Source organism: Streptococcus mitis (genome assembly GCF_003944325.1).
GTDB classification, from domain to species: Bacteria; Bacillota; Bacilli; order Lactobacillales; family Streptococcaceae; genus Streptococcus; species Streptococcus mitis_CW.
The window spans coordinates 19,953-38,653 of sequence record NZ_RJPX01000015.1 but is presented as its reverse complement, the minus strand read 5'-3'; the positions used below and the strand labels follow the sequence as shown (position 1 = coordinate 38,653).

Genomic DNA, 18,701 nt, shown 5'->3' with positions numbered 1-18,701 from the left:
TATGGAACAATTACATTTTATCACAAAACTTCTCGATATCAAAGACCCTAATATCCAAATTATAGATATCGTTAATAGAGATACCCACAAAGAAATCATCACTAAACTGGATTATGAGGCTCCAACTTGTCCTGATTGCGGAAGCCAAATGAAGAAATATGATTTTCAAAAACTATCTAAGATTCCTTACCTCGAAACGACTGGTATGTCTACCAGAATCCTTCTGAAAAAACGCCGTTTTAAGTGCTATCAATGCTCTAAAATGATGGTCGCTGAAACTTCTATCGTCAAGAAGAATCACCAAATTCCTCGTATCATCAACCAAAAGATTGCTCAAAAGTTGATTGAAAAGACTTCTATGACCGATATTGCCTCATCAGCTGGTCATATCAACTTCAACTGTTATTCGCAAGCTCAATGATTTTCACTTTGAGCATGATTTTTCTCGCCTTCCTGAGATTATGTCTTGGGATGAGTACGCCTTCACCGAGGGAAAGATGAGCTTCATTGCACAAGATTTTGACAAGCTCAATATCATCACTGTTCTTGAGGGCAGAACACAAGCTATCATTCGAAATCACTTTGACTTAGCTAAATAGCTTTTTCCGTGTGCTAAAATCGTTCTTGATCGTTTCCATATTGTCCAACACTTGAGTCGTGCTATGAGTCGTGTTCGTGTCCAAATCATGAATCAGTTTGAACGAAAATCCCATGAATACAAGGCTATCAAGCGCTACTGGAAACTCATTCAACAAGATAGTCGGAAGCTCAGCGATAAACGTTTTTATCGCCCTACTTTTCGCATGCACTTGACCAATAAAGAGATTCTAGATAAACTTTTGAGCTATTCAGAAGACTTGAAATACCACTATAATCTCTATCAACTCTTGATGTTTCACTTTCAGAATAAAAAGCCTGACAAATTTTTCGGACTCATTGAGGACAATCTAAAGCAGGTTCATCCTCTTTTTCAGACTATCTTTAAAATCTTTCTAAAGGACAAAGAGAAAATCATCAATGCCCTTCAGTTACCCTATTCCAATGCTAAATTGGAAGCCACCAATAATCTAATCAAACTTATTAAGCGAAATGCATTTGGATTTCGAAACTTTGAAAACTTCAAAAAACGGATTTTTATTGCTCTGAATATCAAAAAAGAAAGGACGAAATTTGTCCTTTCTCGAGCTTAGCTTTTCTTCAACCCACTACAGTTGACAAAGAGCCAATCTACGTAGCTTTATCTCGAACGTTGTTTTCCAGCGTTGCGATTTTTGTGTTTTTTCTTGCTTGTAATAGCAGTTGGTTGTTCAGGGGTAACGTCTTTTCGTCCGTTTGTTGTTGAGAAAGAACTTGCTTTTAGTGGGGTCTTTGCCAGTTCTTCACGGACTTTTTTGCGAAGTTTTGGACGAACGATATAGTTGACGATAAACTGTTGGAGAATCATCATGAAACCACCGACAACCCAGTAAAGTGTGACACTGGCTGGTGAAATGAGGGAGAAGACGACAATCGTGATTGGGCTCACGTAAGCCATTTTCTTGATTTGTTCTCTTTGCGTTTCGTCTTCTACTCCGTGAAGTGAAAGGAGCGATTGAAGATAGTAAAGGACACCTGCGCAGGCAACCAACATCATACTTGGAGAACCTAGAGGAATGCCTAGGTAGCTTGCTTGAGCAACCCCTTCAGTATGTTGGGCAGCAAAGTAAATTGCAGAGAAGAAAGGCATTTGAAGGAGGATAGGGAAGCATCCTACACCACCAAACATGCTGATGCCGTGTTCTTTTTGAGCGGCAAAGAGAGCTTGTTGGGCTTCGAGTTTTTCTTCTTGAGTAGTCGCTTCCTTGAGACGTGTTTGGTGTGGTTCAAGGACGTGCTTGAGGGCGTTCATCTTTTCAGAGTGAAGCGTTGCCTTCCATGATTGGTAGATACCAAGTGGCAAGATAATCAAGCGCACGATAATGGTTACGATAATGATAGCCATACCAAAGCCTAGACCTTGATCAGTAGCGAAGTACTTGATAGCTTCAGCCATAGGCGCTCCGAAAGTATTCCAAATAAATCCTGTTGGCTCTCCTGTTGCTTTATCGACGCTAACACAGCCAGTCAAGACAAGCAACATAGCCACTCCCATAGTCGAGAGTGCAAAACGTTTAATAGATTTCACTGTTTTTATTCCTTCTTTAAAAATTATACCTTTCTATTCTACTGTTTTTTTACAAAATATACAATAGTTCTAGAGACCTAATTTGCGATTTTAAAGTCAGGGTAGGGAGGGAAGTTGCTCAGTTGGATATCTAAGTAGTTGACTTTTGAAAAAGGTGCGGGTCCTTTTCGGATTTCTTGGATAAATTTCGCCATGGTAGCAGATGAGTCTGCTTGGGCTAAGATTTCCACTGTACCGTCGTCATTGTTCCAAACTCGTCCAGTAATACCACCGATTTCAAGTGCCAGGCTATAAACACCCCAACGAAAGCCAACTCCTTGCACCCTACCTTGGGCAATCATTCTAACCTTTTGCATACCAACCCCCTTTGATTGTGTTATAATATTTCTATGACTATTATAACCTCAAAAGCCAATTCTGTGGTAAAAAATGCCAAGAAATTACACCAAAAAAAATACCGCAAGTCTGCTTATTTGATTGAAGGCTGGCACTTGTTTGAAGAAGCTGTTCAAGCTGGAGTGACGATTGAGAAAATCTTTGCCTTAGAAAATTACCGAGATCAGTTAGCTGCTTTTTCGCAAACTATCTGGGTGTCAGAGGATATTTTGCTAGATTTGGCAGATTCTCAAACTCCACAGGGAATTGTTGCCGTGGTTCAAAAAGAAGAAGTAGGGCAAGCTGACTTTAGTCAGGGCAAGTTCTTGTTTTTGGAAGATGTGCAAGATCCTGGGAATGTGGGAACCATCATTCGGACGGCAGATGCAGCAGGCTTTACAGGAGTGATTGTTTCAGATAAGTCGGCAGATATCTACAGTCTCAAGACCCTCCGTTCCATGCAAGGCAGTCATTTTCATCTGCCTATTTACAGGATGACTAGTCAAGTGCTTCTTAAGGAAGCAAAAGAGGCAGCTATCCCAATGCTGGCAACAACCCTATCTAAAGATTCTGTTGATTACAGAGAACTGCCTCCTATAGAAAATTTTGTACTAGTCATGGGAAATGAGGGCCAAGGAATTAGTCCCCTCATGGCTGAAAGTGCAGACCAGTTGGTCCATATTAGCATGAAGGGTCAGGCAGAGAGTCTCAATGTTGCAGTTGCGGCAGGTATTTTGATTTTCCATTTAAGCTAATTTTAACTTTCTTGGTTATAATCAAGGAAAGATGTTCATAGAAAAGGAGAAAAGATGAATCACACTATTATTCACGACCGCGCAGGTCTCAATCAATTTTACGCTAAGGTTTATGCCTTTGTTGGTCTGGGAATCGGACTATCCGCTTTGGTATCAGGTCTTATGTTGACGGTCTTTCAGTCTCAGTTGGTTTACTTTTTGATGCAGGGGCGTCTCTGGTTGACCATTGCAACCTTTGCAGAGTTGGCCTTGGTTTTCGTTGCCAGTAGTATGGCTTCAAGAAATAGTCCAGCTGCTCTTCCAGTATTTTTACTTTACTCAGTATTAAACGGTTTTACCCTCAGTTTTGTGGTGGCTTTCTATACTCCGGGTACAGTTTTATCTGCCTTTGTATCGAGCGCCCTTCTCTTCTTTGTCATGGCGGCAGTTGGTATCTTCACCAAGAAAGACTTGAGTGGGATTGGTCGAGCGATGATGGCGGCTCTTATTGGTTTGCTGATTGCCATGGTAGTCAATATTTTCTTGGCTAGCGGTTTCTTTGATTATATGATCAGCGTAGCCATGGTTTTGGTCTTCTCTGGGCTGATTGCTTGGGACAATCAAAGAATTCGTCTTGCCTATGAACAATCGCAAGGTCGAGTAGCGACAGGTTGGGTTGTGTCAATGGCTCTCAGTATCTATCTTGATTTTATCAATCTTTTCCTAAGTATTTTACGTATCTTTGGTCGCAATGATTAAAAGGTCTATGAAATCAGTGTTTTGAGTGACACTGATTTTTTTTTTAATTTTCTCTTTTCTTTTTTGGGAAATAGGTGTATAATGCTTTTAATTAAATTTTTGAGGAGTAGCCTATGAAGAAAAGTTTTATCCATCAACAAGAAGAAATTTCTTTTGTCAAAAACACTTTTACCCAGTATTTGAAAGATAAGCTAGAAGTCGTCGAAGTTCAAGGTCCTATCTTGAGCAAGGTCGGTGACGGGATGCAGGATAACCTGTCTGGTGTGGAAAATCCAGTATCCGTCAAGGTTTTGCAGATTCCTGATGAAACCTATGAAGTGGTTCATTCGCTTGCTAAATGGAAACGCCATACCCTAGCTCGTTTTGGTTTCGGCGAGGGTGAAGGTCTTTTCGTCCACATGAAAGCCCTTCGTCCAGACGAAGACTCGCTGGATGCAACCCACTCTGTCTTTGTGGATCAGTGGGACTGGGAAAAGGTCATTCCAAATGGTCAACGTAATATTGCCTACCTAAAAGAAACAGTTGAGAAGATTTATAAGGCCATTCGTTTGACAGAACTAGCTGTTGAAGCTCGTTATGACATTGAGTCTATCTTGCCAAAACAAATCACTTTCATCCACACAGAAGAGTTGGTAGAACGCTACCCAGACTTGACACCGAAAGAGCGTGAAAATGCTATCTGTAAAGAATTCGGAGCTGTCTTCTTGATTGGTATTGGTGGCGAGTTGCCAGACGGTAAACCGCACGATGGACGTGCACCAGACTATGATGACTGGACAAGCGAGTCTGAAAATGGCTACAAGGGTCTTAATGGTGATATTCTTGTCTGGAATGAGTCTTTAGGTGGAGCCTTTGAGTTGTCTTCTATGGGAATCCGTGTAGATGAAGAAACTCTTCGTCGCCAGGTTGTCATCACAGGTGATGAAGACCGCTTGGAATTGGAATGGCACAAGGCATTGTTGAATGGCTTATTCCCATTGACAATTGGTGGAGGAATTGGGCAATCTCGGATGGCTATGTTCTTACTTCGCAAGAAACATATCGGAGAAGTGCAAACAAGTGTTTGGCCTCAAGAAGTCCGCGATACTTACGAAAATATTTTGTAGAGGAGTCTGTGACAAAATAGTTCTCAGCCACAAAAAAGCTAGAGATTCCCAATTGCGGAACTCTAGCTTTTTATACTCAATTATATTCAAAAAGCAACCTTGTCCATTGTCTGCTGACAGTGGACTTTAAAACATTTTTTTCCAATCCTTGAATAACTTCTTGAAGCTTATCAATGACGGCTTCCAATGTTGGGAAAGCCTTATTTTTAAAACCTCGTTTTCGAATTTCTTTCCAGACTTGTTCAATAGGGTTCATTTCTGGTGTATAAGGTGGGATAAAAGCCAAGTCAATATTACTTGGAATCTCTAAAGTACTTGATTTATGCCATATAGCATTATCCATTACAAGTAAAATATAGTCATCTGGATAAGCTTGTGAAACCTGTCGTAAAAATTCATTCGTCCACTCAGTATTACATCCTACAGCAATAAGGAAGAAGGAATCTCCTGTCTGAGCATCTACTACCCCATAACAATAGCGATATTCTCGCATATAATGACTAGGAATGCTAGGTCGAATTCCTTGAGGAGCCCAACAAGATCATCTTACTAATTCTTCCGAAACCAGCTTCATCTTGGTACATCAAACGTACTTTGTTATAATACTCTTCGAAAATCAAATTCAAACCACGTCAGCGTCGCTTTACCGTACTCAAGTACAGCCTGCAGCTAGCTTCCTAGTTTGCTCTTTGATTTTCATTGAGTATTAATTAGTCTTTGAAATTCTTTTGGAAGATGAGTAGAGATAATACTGAAGTAATAGCAGCTAAGAATAAGAAGGCATTTGCTTCTTGCTCTCCAGTTTCTGGGAGTTGTTTTTCCTTTTCTTGTTTAACTGTAGTAGCAATAGGTGCTTTTTCATCTTTTCTTGGTGAATCTTCGGTTACGACTGCAGGAGCTGGTTTTTCAGTTTCTCTAGGTAGAACATACTCAGGAAGAGTTACAACTGGTGGTGTCTCTGTTCCTACAGAACTTTGTTTAGTTCCAACCTCAATTACTCGATCTAGAGCTGGAGTTAATTCAGTTTGGACCACCTTACGATTACTACCATCTACTTCGATGTACTCAACTAACAAACCGTCTTTCCCTTCTGCTAGAACTTGTTCTTTACCTTTATCTAAGTTTGGATTTTCGTGACGGATAGTCTTGAATGGTACTGTCTTCTTAACAATACCCAAACTTGGGAGTTGGAAGATAAGCTCTTTAACCCCTTCTTCAGGACTTGAAGAAGTAATTGGTTTTTCAGGCTGTTTTGGTAGAAGGTACTCAGGAAGAGTCGCAACTGGTGGAGTATCTGTTCCTACAGAACTTTGTTTAGTTCCAACTTCAATCACTCGGTCTAGAGCTGGAGTTGATTCAGTTTGAACTACCTTACGATTGCTGCCATCTACTTCGAGATACTCGATTATAGCACCATCTTTCCCTTCTGCTAGAACTTGTTCTTTTCCTTTGTCTAATTGTGGATTTTCGCGACGGATAGTCTTGAATGGTACTGCCTTCTTAACAATATCCAAACTTGGGAGTTGGAAGACAAGCTCTTTAACCCCTTCTTCAGGACTTGAAGAAGTAATTGGTTTTTCAGGTTGTTTCGGATCAACTGGTTGTTCTGGCTGGCTAGGTTGCAATTGCTTGATTTGTTCAAGAGCGTTATTGAGGGCTTTGTTGACGTCTTCTTGAGTCTTCGCTTCTTGGATAGCTGCGATTGCTTTATCAGTAATTTCAACTAATTTCTTCTTAGCATTGTTGTTAGTACCAAGTTCAGCCACTTTTTTCTCGATAGCTTCAGTCAAGCTAGCCATAGCCTTATCGTAGTTGATTTCCGGCTGTTCCGGATCAACTGGTTGTTCTGGTTGACTAGGTTGCAATTGCTTGATTTGTTCAAGACCCTTATTGAGGGCTTTGTTGACGTCTTCTTGAGTCTTAGCATTTTGGATAGCTGCGATTGCTTTATCAGTAATTTCGACTAATTTCTTCTTAGCCTCGTTGTTAGTACCGAGTTCAGTCACTTTTTTCTCGATAGCTTCAGTTAAGCTAGCCATAGCCTTATCATAATTGATTTCAGGCTGTTCAGGTTGTTTCGGTCCAACCGGTTGTTCTGGTTGACTAGGTTGCAATTGCTTGATTTGTTCAAGAGCGTTGTTGAGGGCTTTGTTGACGTCTTCTTGAGTCTTCGCTTCTTGGATAGCTGCGATTGCTTTATCAGTAATTTCGACTAATTTCTTCTTAGCCTCGTTGTTAGTACCGAGTTCAGTTACTTTTTTCTCGATAGCTTCGGTCAAGCTAGCCATAGCCTTATCATAATTGATTTCAGGCTGTTCAGGTTGTTTCGGTTCAACTGGTTGTTCTGGGTCTGTTTCGTCTCCAGGTTTTTGGTAATTTTCATCTTTGCTAAGAATATCTTGCAAAGCAGTGACTGTTGCCATCACATCTTGTACATTTACAGTATCAGAACTTAATTGGGCAGTGAGTTTATCAAGATTAGACTTAAATGCTTGGCGTGCAGTTGCAGTATCTTTCAATCCAGCAGGATCAAAGTTAGACAAGTCTTCCTTCCATTTAGAGATAGATTGAAGGATTTCTGCTTTGCTGTATAGTTCGCTTCCTTCGCCTTGTGTAATGAATTGATCCACTTGCATACCGATTTTTTTGGTCAAATCATTCTTTTCAGGATCTAGTTGGAGAGTTACTACGTGCAAGTTTTCATCAAGTCCTTTTAGGATGACTAGAGTCTGGTCACCTTGGCGTTGGGTAGCATGACCGCTAAAGTATTTCTTACCATCAATAGTGGATGCATTGCCCATTCCATCTTGATAGGTGACTTCCTTACCATCAAGGAATACTTTGTAGACACCATGACCTGGGTCAACAAATCCTTTGATTTCTAAGCCTGTACCATAGAAATAAGCAGTCACAGTTGTCTTTTTCTTCTGATCCTCTGTCAGATGTCCAAATGATACCCATGATTCAGTGTTTTGGTATTTGCCAGAAGAGTTGGTTTCGTGTCTCCATCCAGGACTGTAATCTAATTGGCTAGCTTGGTCGTCGTAATTTGTCTGATTTGTCTTCAATAAATCAGCCTTCATTACTCGAATAGTTGCATCGGTAGCAAAACCGAGTAGAGCACCATCAGACGCAGAAGTGAGTTTTGCTTTGAAGTCAAAGATTGAGTCAGCTTGTTCGGTGAAGTCGATAGTTGGAATGGTAACAGTTTTCTCTGTTTCACCATCTGCAAAGGTCACATCTTGAGTTGTATCTTGGTAAACCTTACCGTGAACACCTGTTCCAGGTTCCGTAATGAAGCGAACGGTAGCAGCTCCTTTGCTTCCACCAACACGTTTAATGGTAACAGTAACAGGTTTTCCTTTTTCTACATCGTAAGATGTTGCTTCAAGCTCAAACATACCCTTGCTGTTATTGTTTAGAGTGTAGATTCCTTCTGTAGCGATTGGTTCACCTGTCTTGTTAACGAGCGTAATAGTGTGTTCTCCAGGTGCTAAATCACCAGTTTCGTAAACTTTTTGGCTACGTTTACGGCTACTGTTCTTGGTTTGTACATCTGCGACTTTTTGACTATCCACGAATACAGACATTTCACCATGGCTTGGATCTACTGTTGATACGATGTAAGCCTTGGTTCCTGTGAAACGGTAGGTGACTTTGGCATCTTTCTTGTTGGTCCACATAGAAGTGCCGCGAATACCTTCTGATTCATTGTACCAAGTTGTACCTTCCTTGTCAGCCGTTGTATTTGAGTGGTATTCTAGTCCAAGAGGATATCCATCATTCTTTTCGATAGTGCTTGGGGTTTTATAGACTGAGAAGTTAGTTAGGATTGGTGTAGCTTGTGAGCCAGTAATCGTAACTCGGATTTTTTGTGCTTCTACAGGTTGGCCCTGGATCAAACGACGATAGCCTACGGTTGAACCTTCACCATATGGAACCCAGCGTCCGTTGGTCTCTACTTCAATTTTGAATCCAGAAATACGTTGCCCTTTGGCAATATCTTCCTTGAGTTCTACAACGTCAAAGCGTCTCTTTTGTCCTAAATCAACTGTGAAACTACCAGTTGTAGCATCATTTGAAAGTGCCCAGCTAGTATCATCTTTACCGTCTGTAAGGTGGCTTTCTTTGTAGAGATGGTTCTGACGAGTCGAACTTGCTGTTACAGTTGCTCCTTTGGCAAAGTCAGTCGCATACATTTGATCAAGGGTTGCCTTGAACTCTTTCAAGCGAGCCACGTCAGCATCTGCGAATTTACCTTCTTTGTTTGGTGGAATGTTGAGAAGAAGTGGCGTTCCACGACCAACAGACTTGAAGTAGATATCCATCAATTCTTTGAGGGATTTTGGCTGCTGGTTATCGTGGTAGAACCAGCCAGAACGGATAGAAACATCTGCTTCCCCTACAGAGTACATATCTCCGTCAGGGTCACCGTGGTTAAGGTATTCGTTCTTAACGTTTTCGGTGATATTTGCTTTCTTGACCTTATGCCATACAGGGTCTCCAGCGATACCACGCTCGTTTCCAATCCAACGGACACTTGTTGGTTCGGCAGAGAAGATAGCGATATCTCCTTCAGCTTCCTTGATGTATTTGAACCACTCATCAAAAGTGTAGGTTACTTTTTGGGCACCGTTACCGCGTGCTCCATCCATCCAAACTTCGATAAATTTACCCTTATTACCGTATTTTGGATTACCAAGGATTTCTTTCAGCTGGTTGAGGTAGTATTCGTTATATTCTTTTTGAGTAGCTACCTTATATTTAGGGCTATTAACATCCCATGGCGATAGGTAAACACCCATGTTCATATCGTATTTAGTAGCCGATTTAGAGATTTCTTCTAGAAGGTCCCCTTTTCCATCTTTCCATGGGCTTGCAGCTACGGTATGATTTGTATATTTAGATGGGTAAATAACGAAACCGTCGTGGTGTTTGACAACCATAATAGTGCGTTTAAAGCCAGTTTCCTTTAGAGTACGAATCCATTGGTCTGTATCTAAGTTAGTTGGATTGAAGTTTTTAGGATCTTCATTTCCGTGTCCCCACTCAGAATTGGTATAAGTATTCATACCATAGTGGATGAAGGCGGCTAATTCTTCTTTGTGATAATCAAGTTGAGCCTTGCTTGGAAGCGGACCGTGATTTCCGATTTCTGTTTCCTTATCTTCTGGATGAGCAACAGGTAAAACATTTGAAGTCGGATTAGAGCTATCAGAGATTTTTTCGTATTCAAAGACGATATCATTCACACCCTTGTGCTGGATGCTGGCTTCTAAGCGTGGAGTGATTGCGCGGTAGCCTGCGATTTCTTTTGCTTCAAAAGTGTTTACAAAAGAAACCTCGTATTCTTTTCCATCGTTATTATCAGTAGCCACATCTGCTAATTCTTGCCCTGAACCTTTCAAGCGATAATGAATGGCAAATGAACCTTTATTCACTTTATAAACCACCTTGATGACCCGTGTTCCTGGAGCTGTTTTGCTGACGACCTTGTAAGTCCACTCATCTTTGAGTTGCTTGTTGATTTCGACGCCATCAATAGAGACAATCTGGTATTTCTCTTGATTTTTTGTATAGAAGTCGGTCTTAGCGATTTCTTTTTTGAAGTCATAATCAAAAGCTGTTCCAACTTCGGTCTTTTCAACAAAAGTATCATCAGTTTTGATTGGATTGCCAGTTTCGTCTACGTGTTGAACCACTACACGTCCGTAATCGATTCCTTTAATGAGTGTTGCAACACCGTTTTCATCGAAAGAATATTGATTTTCACCAATAACAGCAGTTTTATTTCTGAACATTTCTCCTTCAGGAGTAAAGTAATATCGTTTCCCATTATCACCTTGGTACCAACCTTTGACACCATATTTAGCGATAATATCTTTTACCCATTTGACTTGCTCAGGGGAGAGAACGATTCCACCACCGAAACGGTCTTTGTCAGGGATGCCGTTTTCGATTGTGCCGTGTTGGTGAACACCGACTACTTTACCATCGCCGTTGATAATGCCAGCACCTGAAAGGCCTGAAATAGAAGTCATATGATAGGTGATGCCTTTTGAGCCTTTATCATCATACTTATCAACAGACTTCACAACACCATCTACCTTGTAAAGTTGACCAGCAACAATTGGTTTTTTGAGCTCTGGTGAGCTTGAATCGTTCGGATATCCAATCGTGCTAACAGGATCTCCTGGTTGATAGGTTTTATTTTCTGCCAAGGGAACAAAGGTAGCAGCTTTATTTGGACTAGCGATTTGAAGAGGAACAGGTGCTACAACAGCAGCCAAGTCATTTTGATATCCTTTTCCAAATTCTTTCTTGTTCCAAAAATGAATATCTTCTTCTTTAAAAAGAGTAGTATTACCCGTTACAGGTTGAGAATTACGAACTGCAGAATTAGAACCGAGGTTATAGTAAAACTTAGCAGAATCTCCACCTCGAATATGTCCTTCTTTTGTATCACGGTTTGATTCTAAAAAGTTGTGAGCGACAGTCAAGATGACATTTGGTGCCACAAAAATACCAGAACCAGGCACGATATAGCGTTGGGAACCACCATTGTAAATAGTGTAAATCATACTAGCAGCAGTAGCAGGTTGTCCTTCATAAGGTACGTGCTTCAAATCTAGACCACCGTTGATGATTGCACGATTAGCATTTTCAGCTTCTTTTGGAAGTTCTTCCTTGTTTTTTAGAATGCTTTCTGTCTCAACTTTTGGGCTATCCTTCTTGTCTACAATTGCTGAAGTATCTATGTTTTTCACGGGCGTATTAGGATAAGCTTGATCGTGGATTTCTTCAGGAAGCAGGTCAGCAGTTTTAGTATCTGCTACAGATTTTTCTTCTGCTGGTTTAACAGTTTTCTCTGCTTGCTCTGACTTTTGAGGTGTAGAGATTACAGGACTTTCATTTTTGATTTCTGGTTTGGTTTTTTCAGCCCCGGCCAATTTTTCTACGTTTGGTTGAGAACTTGTAGCTTCAAATTTTGCTTCGTCCGCTAGTGCTGTTCCAGATGCAAAAAAAGCGAGCCCAACCATAACCGAAGCAACACCAACGGTTAATTTTCTGATGCTAAAAGTTTGCCCTTTTTCAAAAAGGTATCGATTCATAATGTACTCCTAGTTTGAATAAAGACAGTCAGCTACTGTCTGAGCCCAAGTATGACTTGGAAACGATTTTCTTTAATGATAGTTGATTTGTTCAATAGTTTGAGTATAACCTTCCTCCTATTTAAGCGCTTTCATCTTAAGATAAAAAAATTTAAATTGCCATCTTAATCTTTAAAATGACCCAAAATCCTTAATATAACAAATATACTAAATTATTTCAAGAAATGCAATAGAGAAATGTAAGAAAATCAATCTAACTTAAAGAAATTCATTTGCTTTTTAAAGAAAAAATACATCCTTTCAAAAATTAAACTAAATGAAAGGATGTATTCAAAAAATCAGAGTAATTTTCGTATGGCCTCTTCAATTTGTTGTGGGTCTGTTTTGGAAGAGAAGCGTTCAAATACCTGCCCGTCTCGACCGATAAGAAATTTAGCGAAATTCCATTCAATTCGTTTTCCTAGTGGGCCAGATTTCTGGTCTTTCAACCAGACATAGAGGGGATCTGCTTCTTTACCGTTTACCTTAATCTTGGCAAAACGTGGGAAAGTGGTTTGATAGTTTAGGCTACAGAAGTTGTTGATTTCTTCTGCGCTGCCTGGTGCTTGTCCCATAAACTGATTGCAAGGGAAGTCTAAAATTTCAAAACCTTGTTCTTGATAGCGATCATAGAGTTCTTGAAGTCCTTGGTACTGGGGCGTTAAACCGCATCCAGTAGCAGTGTTGACAACCAAGAGTACCTTACCACGATAGGCATCTAGTGGAGTTTCTTGATTGTCTTGGTTCAAGACTGAAAAATCGTATAGTGAAGTCATTGCTTGCTTTTCTCCTTCTGTTTGGTATTTTTAGGAGTTTTCTCCTCCTGTAGTGATAGAAATCCGTAGGTCAGGGTTCCAAAAATGCTACCGATAATCAGGCCATACATCAGGAAAGGGACACTTTTATCGAATTGCATGAGCAACTTCCCAAAATCTGAAAAGGACATCTGCTGAACGAAGACCTTATGAAAGATGAGTAAGGTAAAGAGGCCAATCTGAAGACCGATAAACACAACCCAACTTCGAAATTTGATTTGAGCTTTGCTGTAGGTTTTGAGGATGATTTCTGACTTGTCATCTTTTTCCAAGTGGAGTTCTTTGACGGCTCTTTGAGTTTTTAAGGTAATGAAAAAAATGAGTCCAGAGTATACGTAGGGCATGGCATAGCGAACGGCTTCTATGAAGCGTCCAAATAATAGATAAAACAAGAAGAGAAAGAAGGAAGAATAAACGATTTGAACCATAGAACGGGCACAAGCCTTGTAGATAATCTCTTGTCGGCATTCATCAAAAGGGCCTTGGATGTGAAAGAGATTTCGAAGTAGGCGAGTGGTTAAGTCTTCTTTTTTCATACTAGTAACCTCCTAAATGAGCAGTTTTACTGACTTTCTTTTACGAATTGATAGAGATAATAAAGATAAGTGATAGAAGAAAGGATAGCGATAGTGAACAGTAAATAATATTTCCAACCGCTTGAGATGAGCATCAGTTGTGGTAAAGATAGAATCATAAAGCATAGTGCTAAGTTGAGTATGCGTGTTTTTTGGGAGTCAATCTTTAGATAAGTCAGTCCTTTGTTAAGGGCTGGAACAAAGACTAGCACGAGGAATATCTCTCTGATTAAGTTCCCTGAAACGATGATGAAGATGAGCAGAGAACTGAACAAAATATGATAGGTCAGTAAAGTTAGTAATGATTTCATAGGTACCTCCTAATCCTGGTCTTTTTTAGCTCTTGCAATACGAAGTGAGTCGACAATATGCATCATCACTCCGAAAAAGAAAGCTCCCAGTATAGTTTTAAAAATATGTTTTGTATTTAGAAGAGAAGTGATAAAATTTGGATTTTCACTTGTTAGGGTATCAATGAGTGGAATTATAAAAAATATCACTGTTCCATAAATCGAACCTGCTTTCAGACCAGGATAACGTAACTGTTTCTTTTCTTTTTTCATGAGTTTCCTCCTAATCATCCTGATCTTCCTTGGCTTTTGCAATGCGACGGGAGATGAGGAACTGTATGCTTGCCCCGAAGAAGATAGAACCGAGAATGCTTGATACACCATTTCTTATAGTGAGAAGAGACTGAAAATAGTCCTGACCTTCACCTATGAGTATATGTAGAAGAGGAGTTATAAAAAACATCCATAGGCCAAAGAACAAACCTGCTTTCAGACCAGGGTAGTGTAGTTGCTTACTTTCTTTCTCGCTTAACCTATCTGGTTCAATAGTTGTAATCCCTGTTTTTTGCATTTGATAGGTGACATAGCCAGCAGCGATGAGGGCAATCACTAAAATCAGAGGAGGATAGACTAGAGCTACTAGTTGAGGATATTTATAGGCCAGAAGGAGTGGAATAAGATTACCGAAAATCATTAGATAAAATAGGAAGATAAAGACTTGGTTACCTATACGGTCTGCCTCACGTCTTTTATATTCGTCAAGTGGATCAGAAATACCGTATGTGCGTTTGATCAGTTTTTCAGTGAATGTTTCTTTTTTCATGAGTTTGCTCCTTTTTAAAAATCATCCTCCCAAAAGAGACTGTTGAGGTCAGTTTGGAGGCTACGGGCGAGATTGAGACAGAGTTCCAGAGTTGGATTGTACTTGTCGTTCTCAATCATGTTGATGGTTTGTCTCGAGACACCTATATCCTTGGCGAGCTCGAGCTGGGAAATGCCCAGTTCCTTGCGAAATTCTTTCACACGATTCATCTGTTCTCCTTTCTGATTTGTGTCGTATATATTTGACTACATTATATTCTTCTATAGAGCGAATGTCAAGCATATTTGACATATTTCTTAAAGAAATCTTACTTGTTTTTGGCCTATTTGTCTGACTAGTGCAAGCTGGTCGGATTTATGGTAAAATAGATAAGATATGACAAAAGAATTTCATCATGTAACGGTCTTACTCCACGAGACGATTGATATGCTCGACGTAAAGCCTGACGGTATCTACGTTGATGCGACCTTGGGTGGAGCAGGCCATAGCGAATATTTATTAAGTAAATTAAGTGAAAAAGGCCATCTCTATGCCTTTGACCAGGACCAGAATGCCATTGACAATGCGCAAGAACGTTTGGCACCTTACATCGAAAAGGGAATGGTGACCTTTATCAAGGACAACTTCCGTCATTTACAGGCACGTTTGCGCGAAGCTGATGTTCAGGAAATTGATGGAATTTGTTATGACTTGGGAGTGTCTAGTCCTCAACTAGATCAGCGTGAGCGTGGTTTTTCTTATAAAAAGGATGCGCCACTAGACATGCGCATGAATCAGGATGCTAGTCTGACAGCCTATGAGGTGGTGAACCACTATGACTATCATGATTTGGTTCGTATTTTCTTCAAATATGGCGAGGACAAATTCTCTAAACAGATTGCGCGTAAGATTGAACAAGCACGTGAAGTCAAGCCAATCGAGACAACGACTGAGTTGGCAGAGATCATCAAGTCGGCTAAACCTGCTAAGGAGCTCAAGAAGAAGGGCCATCCTGCCAAGCAGATCTTCCAGGCTATTCGAATTGAAGTTAATGATGAACTGGGAGCGGCAGATGAGTCCATCCAGCAGGCTATGGATATGTTGGCTCTGGATGGTAGAATTTCAGTGATTACCTTTCATTCACTAGAAGACCGCTTGACCAAGCAGTTGTTTAAGGAAGCTTCAACAGTGGAAGTTCCCAAAGGTTTGCCTTTCATCCCAGATGATCTCAAGCCCAAGATGGAATTGGTGTCCCGTAAGCCAATCTTGCCAAGTACAGAAGAATTAGAAGCCAATAACCGCTCGCACTCAGCCAAGTTGCGCGTGGCCAGAAAAATTCACAAGTAAGAGGAAAAAATGGTAGATAAAAAAGAAACAACCAGTCAATTCTTGCAGAATCGTATAAAAAAATTCTCACGTGTGGAGAAGGCTTTTTATCTTTCCATCGCTTTTACGGCTCTTGTTTTAGCAGTGAGCATTATCTTTATGCAGACACGACTCTTGCAAGTGCAAAGTGATTTGACAAAAATCAATGCGCAGATAGAGGAGAAGAAGACAGAGCTGGACGATGCCAAGCAGGAAGTGAATGAATTGATTCGTTCAGAGCGCTTGAAAGAAATTGCAGATAAAAAAGATTTGAAATTGAATAATGAAAACATCCGAACAGCGGAGTAAGATATGAAATGGACAGAAAAAATAACCCGATTTGCGGTAAAAAATCGTAAATCTCCAGCAGAAAACCGTAGAATAGTCGGCAAGTACATCAGTTTGTTAGCTGTCGTACTTTTCGCTATCTTTTTGGTCAATTTTGCTGTTATTATCGGGAGTGGTAGTAAGTTTGGAGCGGACCTAGTAAAAGAAGCTAAGAAAGTTCACCAAACAACTCGTACAGTTCCTGCTAAGCGTGGAACCATCTATGATCGTAATGGAGTACCCATCGCTGAAGATGCAACATCCTATAACGTATATGCTGTTATTAATAAAAAATACACGTCGGCAACGGGGAAAATTCTTTATGTAGAGGATTCTCAGTTTAATAAGGTGGCAGAAGTTTTCCATAAATATTTGGATATGGATGAAGCTTATGTAAAAGAGCAGCTGGCTCAACCAAATCTGACCCAAGTTTCTTTTGGTGCAAAAGGAAATGGGATTACCTATGCCAATATGATGGCGATTAAAAAAGAATTAAAAGAGGCTAGTGTCGAAGGAATTGACTTTACAACTAGCCCTAACAGAAGCTATCCAAATGGACAATTTGCTTCTAGTTTTATTGGTTTAGCCCAACTTCATGAAAATGAGGATGGTAGCAAGAGTTTGTTAGGAACTTCTGGTTTAGAGAGTTCCTTGAATACGATTCTTGCAGGGACAGATGGGATTATTACCTATGAAAAAGATCGTTTAGGAAATATCGTCCCAGGTACGGAACAGATATCACAGAAGACTGTGAATGGTAAGGATGTTTATACAACATTGTCTAGTCCGCTACAATCTTTCATGGAAACTCAGATGGATGCCTTTCTAGAAAAAGTAAAAGGTAAGTACATGACCGCGACCTTGGTCAGTGCAAAGACCGGTGAAATCCTCGCTACCACCCAACGACCAACCTTTGATGCCGATACTAAAGAAGGAATCACTGAGGACTTTGTTTGGCGTGATATTCTTTATCAAAGTAACTATGAACCAGGATCAGCCATGAAGGTTATGACGTTAGCTTCTTCTATTGATAATAATACCTTCCCAAGTGGAGAATACTTCAATAGCAGTGAATTAAAAATAGCGGATGTGACGATTCGAGATTGGGATGTTAATGATGGTTTGACTACTGGTGGGATGATGACTTTCTTACAAGGTTTCGCTCACTCCAGTAATGTTGGAATGAGTCTACTTGAACAAAAAATGGGAGATACTACTTGGTTGGATTATCTAAACCGCTTTAAATTTGGGGTCCCAACTCGCTTTGGCTTGACAGATGAATACGCTGGTCAACTTCCAGCTGATAATATTGTCAATATTGCCATGAGTGCATTTGGTCAGGGGATTTCTGTAACGCAGACCCAGATGCTACGTGCTTTTACAGCCATTGCCAATGATGGTGTTATGTTAGAGCCGAAATTTATTACGGCCTTGTATGATCCAAATGATCAAACCGTTCGTAAATCTCAAAAAGAAATCGTAGGAAATCCCGTTTCGAAAGATGCAGCTAGCCAAACTCGTACTCACATGGTCTTGGTAGGAACGGATCCTAGATATGGAACTATGTACAATCATAGTACAGGAAAAGCAACTGTCAATGTTCCAGGTCAAAATGTAGCCCTCAAGTCTGGTACAGCCCAAATCGCTGACGAGAAAAATGGAGGCTACTTGGTTGGTTCTACCAACTACATTTTCTCGGTTGTGGCTATGAACCCTGCTGAAAATCCTGATTTTATCTTGTATGTAACGGTTCAACAGCCTGAACATTATTCAGGTATCCAATTGGGAGAATTTGCCAACCCAATTCTTGAAAGAGCTTCAGCTATGAAAGAATCTCTCAATCTTCAATCTCCTGCTAAGAATTTAGATCAAGTGACGACAGAGTCTTCTTATGCAATGCCTAGCATCAAGGATATTTCACCTGGTGATTTGGCAGAAGCCTTACGCCGAAATATTGTGCAACCAATCGTTGTAGGTACTGGAACAAAGATTAAAGAATCATCTGTAGAAGAAGGGACCAATCTTGCACCAAACCAACAAGTTCTCCTTTTATCGGATAAGGTAGAAGAAATTCCAGACATGTATGGCTGGAAAAAAGAGACTGCTGAGGCCTTTGCTAAATGGTTGGATATTGAGCTGGAATTTGAAGGTTCAGGTTCCGTCGTTCAGAAGCAAGATGTTCGGACTAATACAGCTATCAAAAACATTAAAAAAATTAAATTAACTTTAGGAGACTAA

At 40.3% G+C, this 18,701-nt stretch carries 15 protein-coding genes and 2 pseudogenes; 7 read left to right on the top strand and 10 right to left on the bottom strand.

Features of this window, described 5'->3' with window-relative positions:
* Position 1 precedes the first annotated feature (1 nt).
* Positions 2–1,190: pseudogene (locus D8787_RS05745) on the top strand (transposase).
* 47 nt (positions 1,191–1,237) lie between these two features.
* On the opposite strand, the gene yidC reads toward D8787_RS05745, so the two are convergent.
* Both yidC and D8787_RS05735 read right to left on the bottom strand, forming a co-directional pair.
* Positions 1,238–2,164: a membrane protein insertase YidC gene (yidC, locus tag D8787_RS05740; protein WP_125421667.1), complete on the bottom strand. Its 927-nt coding sequence runs from the start codon at positions 2,162–2,164 to the stop codon at positions 1,238–1,240.
* A 77-nt stretch (positions 2,165–2,241) separates the two neighbouring features.
* Positions 2,242–2,520, bottom strand: coding sequence for an acylphosphatase (locus D8787_RS05735; RefSeq protein ID WP_125421664.1), 279 nt, complete (start codon positions 2,518–2,520; stop codon positions 2,242–2,244).
* A 33-nt stretch (positions 2,521–2,553) separates the two neighbouring features.
* On the opposite strand from D8787_RS05735, the gene D8787_RS05730 reads away from it, so the two are divergent.
* The 3 genes from D8787_RS05730 to asnA all read left to right on the top strand — a co-directional run bounded on the left by D8787_RS05730 (position 2,554) and on the right by asnA (position 5,138).
* Entirely contained in the window at positions 2,554–3,294 is a 741-nt protein-coding gene (locus tag D8787_RS05730) for a TrmH family RNA methyltransferase (protein WP_125421661.1), read from the top strand.
* A 54-nt stretch (positions 3,295–3,348) separates the two neighbouring features.
* Positions 3,349–4,032 carry a Bax inhibitor-1 family protein gene (locus tag D8787_RS05725; protein WP_054392909.1) on the top strand — a complete coding sequence of 228 codons (684 nt, stop codon included), beginning with the start codon at positions 3,349–3,351 and terminating at the stop codon, positions 4,030–4,032.
* Between the two features lie 113 nt (positions 4,033–4,145).
* Positions 4,146–5,138, top strand: a complete 993-nt coding sequence (asnA, locus tag D8787_RS05720) for an aspartate--ammonia ligase (protein ID WP_042900310.1) — start codon at positions 4,146–4,148, stop codon at positions 5,136–5,138.
* Positions 5,139–5,214: 76 nt separating this feature from the next.
* On the opposite strand, the pseudogene D8787_RS05715 reads toward asnA, so the two are convergent.
* From D8787_RS05715 to D8787_RS05675, 8 genes and pseudogenes are all read right to left on the bottom strand, one after another.
* Positions 5,215–5,740, bottom strand: a pseudogene (locus D8787_RS05715) (IS630 family transposase); the annotation flags it as partial.
* Between the two features lie 108 nt (positions 5,741–5,848).
* Positions 5,849–12,250: an alpha-L-fucosidase gene (locus D8787_RS05705; protein WP_125421658.1), complete on the bottom strand. Its 6,402-nt coding sequence runs from the start codon at positions 12,248–12,250 to the stop codon at positions 5,849–5,851.
* 338 nt (positions 12,251–12,588) lie between these two features.
* On the bottom strand, positions 12,589–13,065 hold the full coding sequence (locus D8787_RS05700) for a glutathione peroxidase (protein ID WP_125421655.1): 477 nt from the start codon (positions 13,063–13,065) through the stop codon (positions 12,589–12,591).
* Positions 13,062–13,640 (bottom strand): DUF3278 domain-containing protein, encoded by a 579-nt coding sequence (locus D8787_RS05695; protein WP_000711241.1) that lies wholly within the window; start codon positions 13,638–13,640, stop codon positions 13,062–13,064. The genes D8787_RS05700 and D8787_RS05695 overlap by 4 nt, the downstream gene beginning before the upstream one ends.
* 26 nt (positions 13,641–13,666) lie before the next feature.
* On the bottom strand, positions 13,667–13,990 hold the full coding sequence (locus D8787_RS05690) for a hypothetical protein (protein ID WP_000838776.1): 324 nt from the start codon (positions 13,988–13,990) through the stop codon (positions 13,667–13,669).
* Positions 13,991–13,999: 9 nt separating this feature from the next.
* Positions 14,000–14,242 carry a hypothetical protein gene (locus D8787_RS05685; protein ID WP_000711746.1) on the bottom strand — a complete coding sequence of 81 codons (243 nt, stop codon included), beginning with the start codon at positions 14,240–14,242 and terminating at the stop codon, positions 14,000–14,002.
* Between the two features lie 10 nt (positions 14,243–14,252).
* Entirely contained in the window at positions 14,253–14,792 is a 540-nt protein-coding gene (locus tag D8787_RS05680) for a DUF3278 domain-containing protein (RefSeq protein WP_125421652.1), read from the bottom strand.
* 14 nt (positions 14,793–14,806) lie between these two features.
* Entirely contained in the window at positions 14,807–15,001 is a 195-nt protein-coding gene (locus D8787_RS05675) for a helix-turn-helix transcriptional regulator (protein ID WP_001082470.1), read from the bottom strand.
* A 166-nt stretch (positions 15,002–15,167) separates the two neighbouring features.
* Between D8787_RS05675 and rsmH the strand changes: the two genes are divergently transcribed.
* The 3 genes from rsmH to pbp2X are packed head-to-tail and all read left to right on the top strand — an operon-like array spanning position 15,168 to position 18,701.
* Positions 15,168–16,118: a 16S rRNA (cytosine(1402)-N(4))-methyltransferase RsmH gene (gene rsmH, locus D8787_RS05670; protein WP_125421649.1), complete on the top strand. Its 951-nt coding sequence runs from the start codon at positions 15,168–15,170 to the stop codon at positions 16,116–16,118.
* A gap of 9 nt (positions 16,119–16,127) precedes the next feature.
* Positions 16,128–16,445, top strand: coding sequence for a cell division protein FtsL (gene ftsL, locus D8787_RS05665; RefSeq protein ID WP_000227824.1), 318 nt, complete (start codon positions 16,128–16,130; stop codon positions 16,443–16,445).
* Between the two features lie 3 nt (positions 16,446–16,448).
* Positions 16,449–18,701, top strand: a complete 2,253-nt coding sequence (gene pbp2X, locus D8787_RS05660) for a penicillin-binding protein PBP2X (RefSeq protein WP_125421646.1) — start codon at positions 16,449–16,451, stop codon at positions 18,699–18,701.

Excerpts from the sequence above, each read along its gene's own strand:
- D8787_RS05735 (WP_125421664.1), bottom strand. The coding sequence starts at position 2,520 with ATGCAAAAGGTTAGAATGATTGCCCAAGGTAGGGTGCAAGGAGTTGGC.
- D8787_RS05730 (WP_125421661.1), top strand. The coding sequence starts at position 2,554 with ATGACTATTATAACCTCAAAAGCCAATTCTGTGGTAAAAAATGCCAAG.
- D8787_RS05725 (WP_054392909.1), top strand. The coding sequence starts at position 3,349 with ATGAATCACACTATTATTCACGACCGCGCAGGTCTCAATCAATTTTAC.
- asnA (WP_042900310.1), top strand. The coding sequence starts at position 4,146 with ATGAAGAAAAGTTTTATCCATCAACAAGAAGAAATTTCTTTTGTCAAA.
- D8787_RS05705 (WP_125421658.1), bottom strand. The coding sequence starts at position 12,250 with ATGAATCGATACCTTTTTGAAAAAGGGCAAACTTTTAGCATCAGAAAA.
- D8787_RS05700 (WP_125421655.1), bottom strand. The coding sequence starts at position 13,065 with ATGACTTCACTATACGATTTTTCAGTCTTGAACCAAGACAATCAAGAA.
- D8787_RS05695 (WP_000711241.1), bottom strand. The coding sequence starts at position 13,640 with ATGAAAAAAGAAGACTTAACCACTCGCCTACTTCGAAATCTCTTTCAC.
- D8787_RS05690 (WP_000838776.1), bottom strand. The coding sequence starts at position 13,990 with ATGAAATCATTACTAACTTTACTGACCTATCATATTTTGTTCAGTTCT.
- D8787_RS05685 (WP_000711746.1), bottom strand. The coding sequence starts at position 14,242 with ATGAAAAAAGAAAAGAAACAGTTACGTTATCCTGGTCTGAAAGCAGGT.
- D8787_RS05680 (WP_125421652.1), bottom strand. The coding sequence starts at position 14,792 with ATGAAAAAAGAAACATTCACTGAAAAACTGATCAAACGCACATACGGT.
- D8787_RS05675 (WP_001082470.1), bottom strand. The coding sequence starts at position 15,001 with ATGAATCGTGTGAAAGAATTTCGCAAGGAACTGGGCATTTCCCAGCTC.
- rsmH (WP_125421649.1), top strand. The coding sequence starts at position 15,168 with ATGACAAAAGAATTTCATCATGTAACGGTCTTACTCCACGAGACGATT.
- ftsL (WP_000227824.1), top strand. The coding sequence starts at position 16,128 with ATGGTAGATAAAAAAGAAACAACCAGTCAATTCTTGCAGAATCGTATA.
- pbp2X (WP_125421646.1), top strand. The coding sequence starts at position 16,449 with ATGAAATGGACAGAAAAAATAACCCGATTTGCGGTAAAAAATCGTAAA.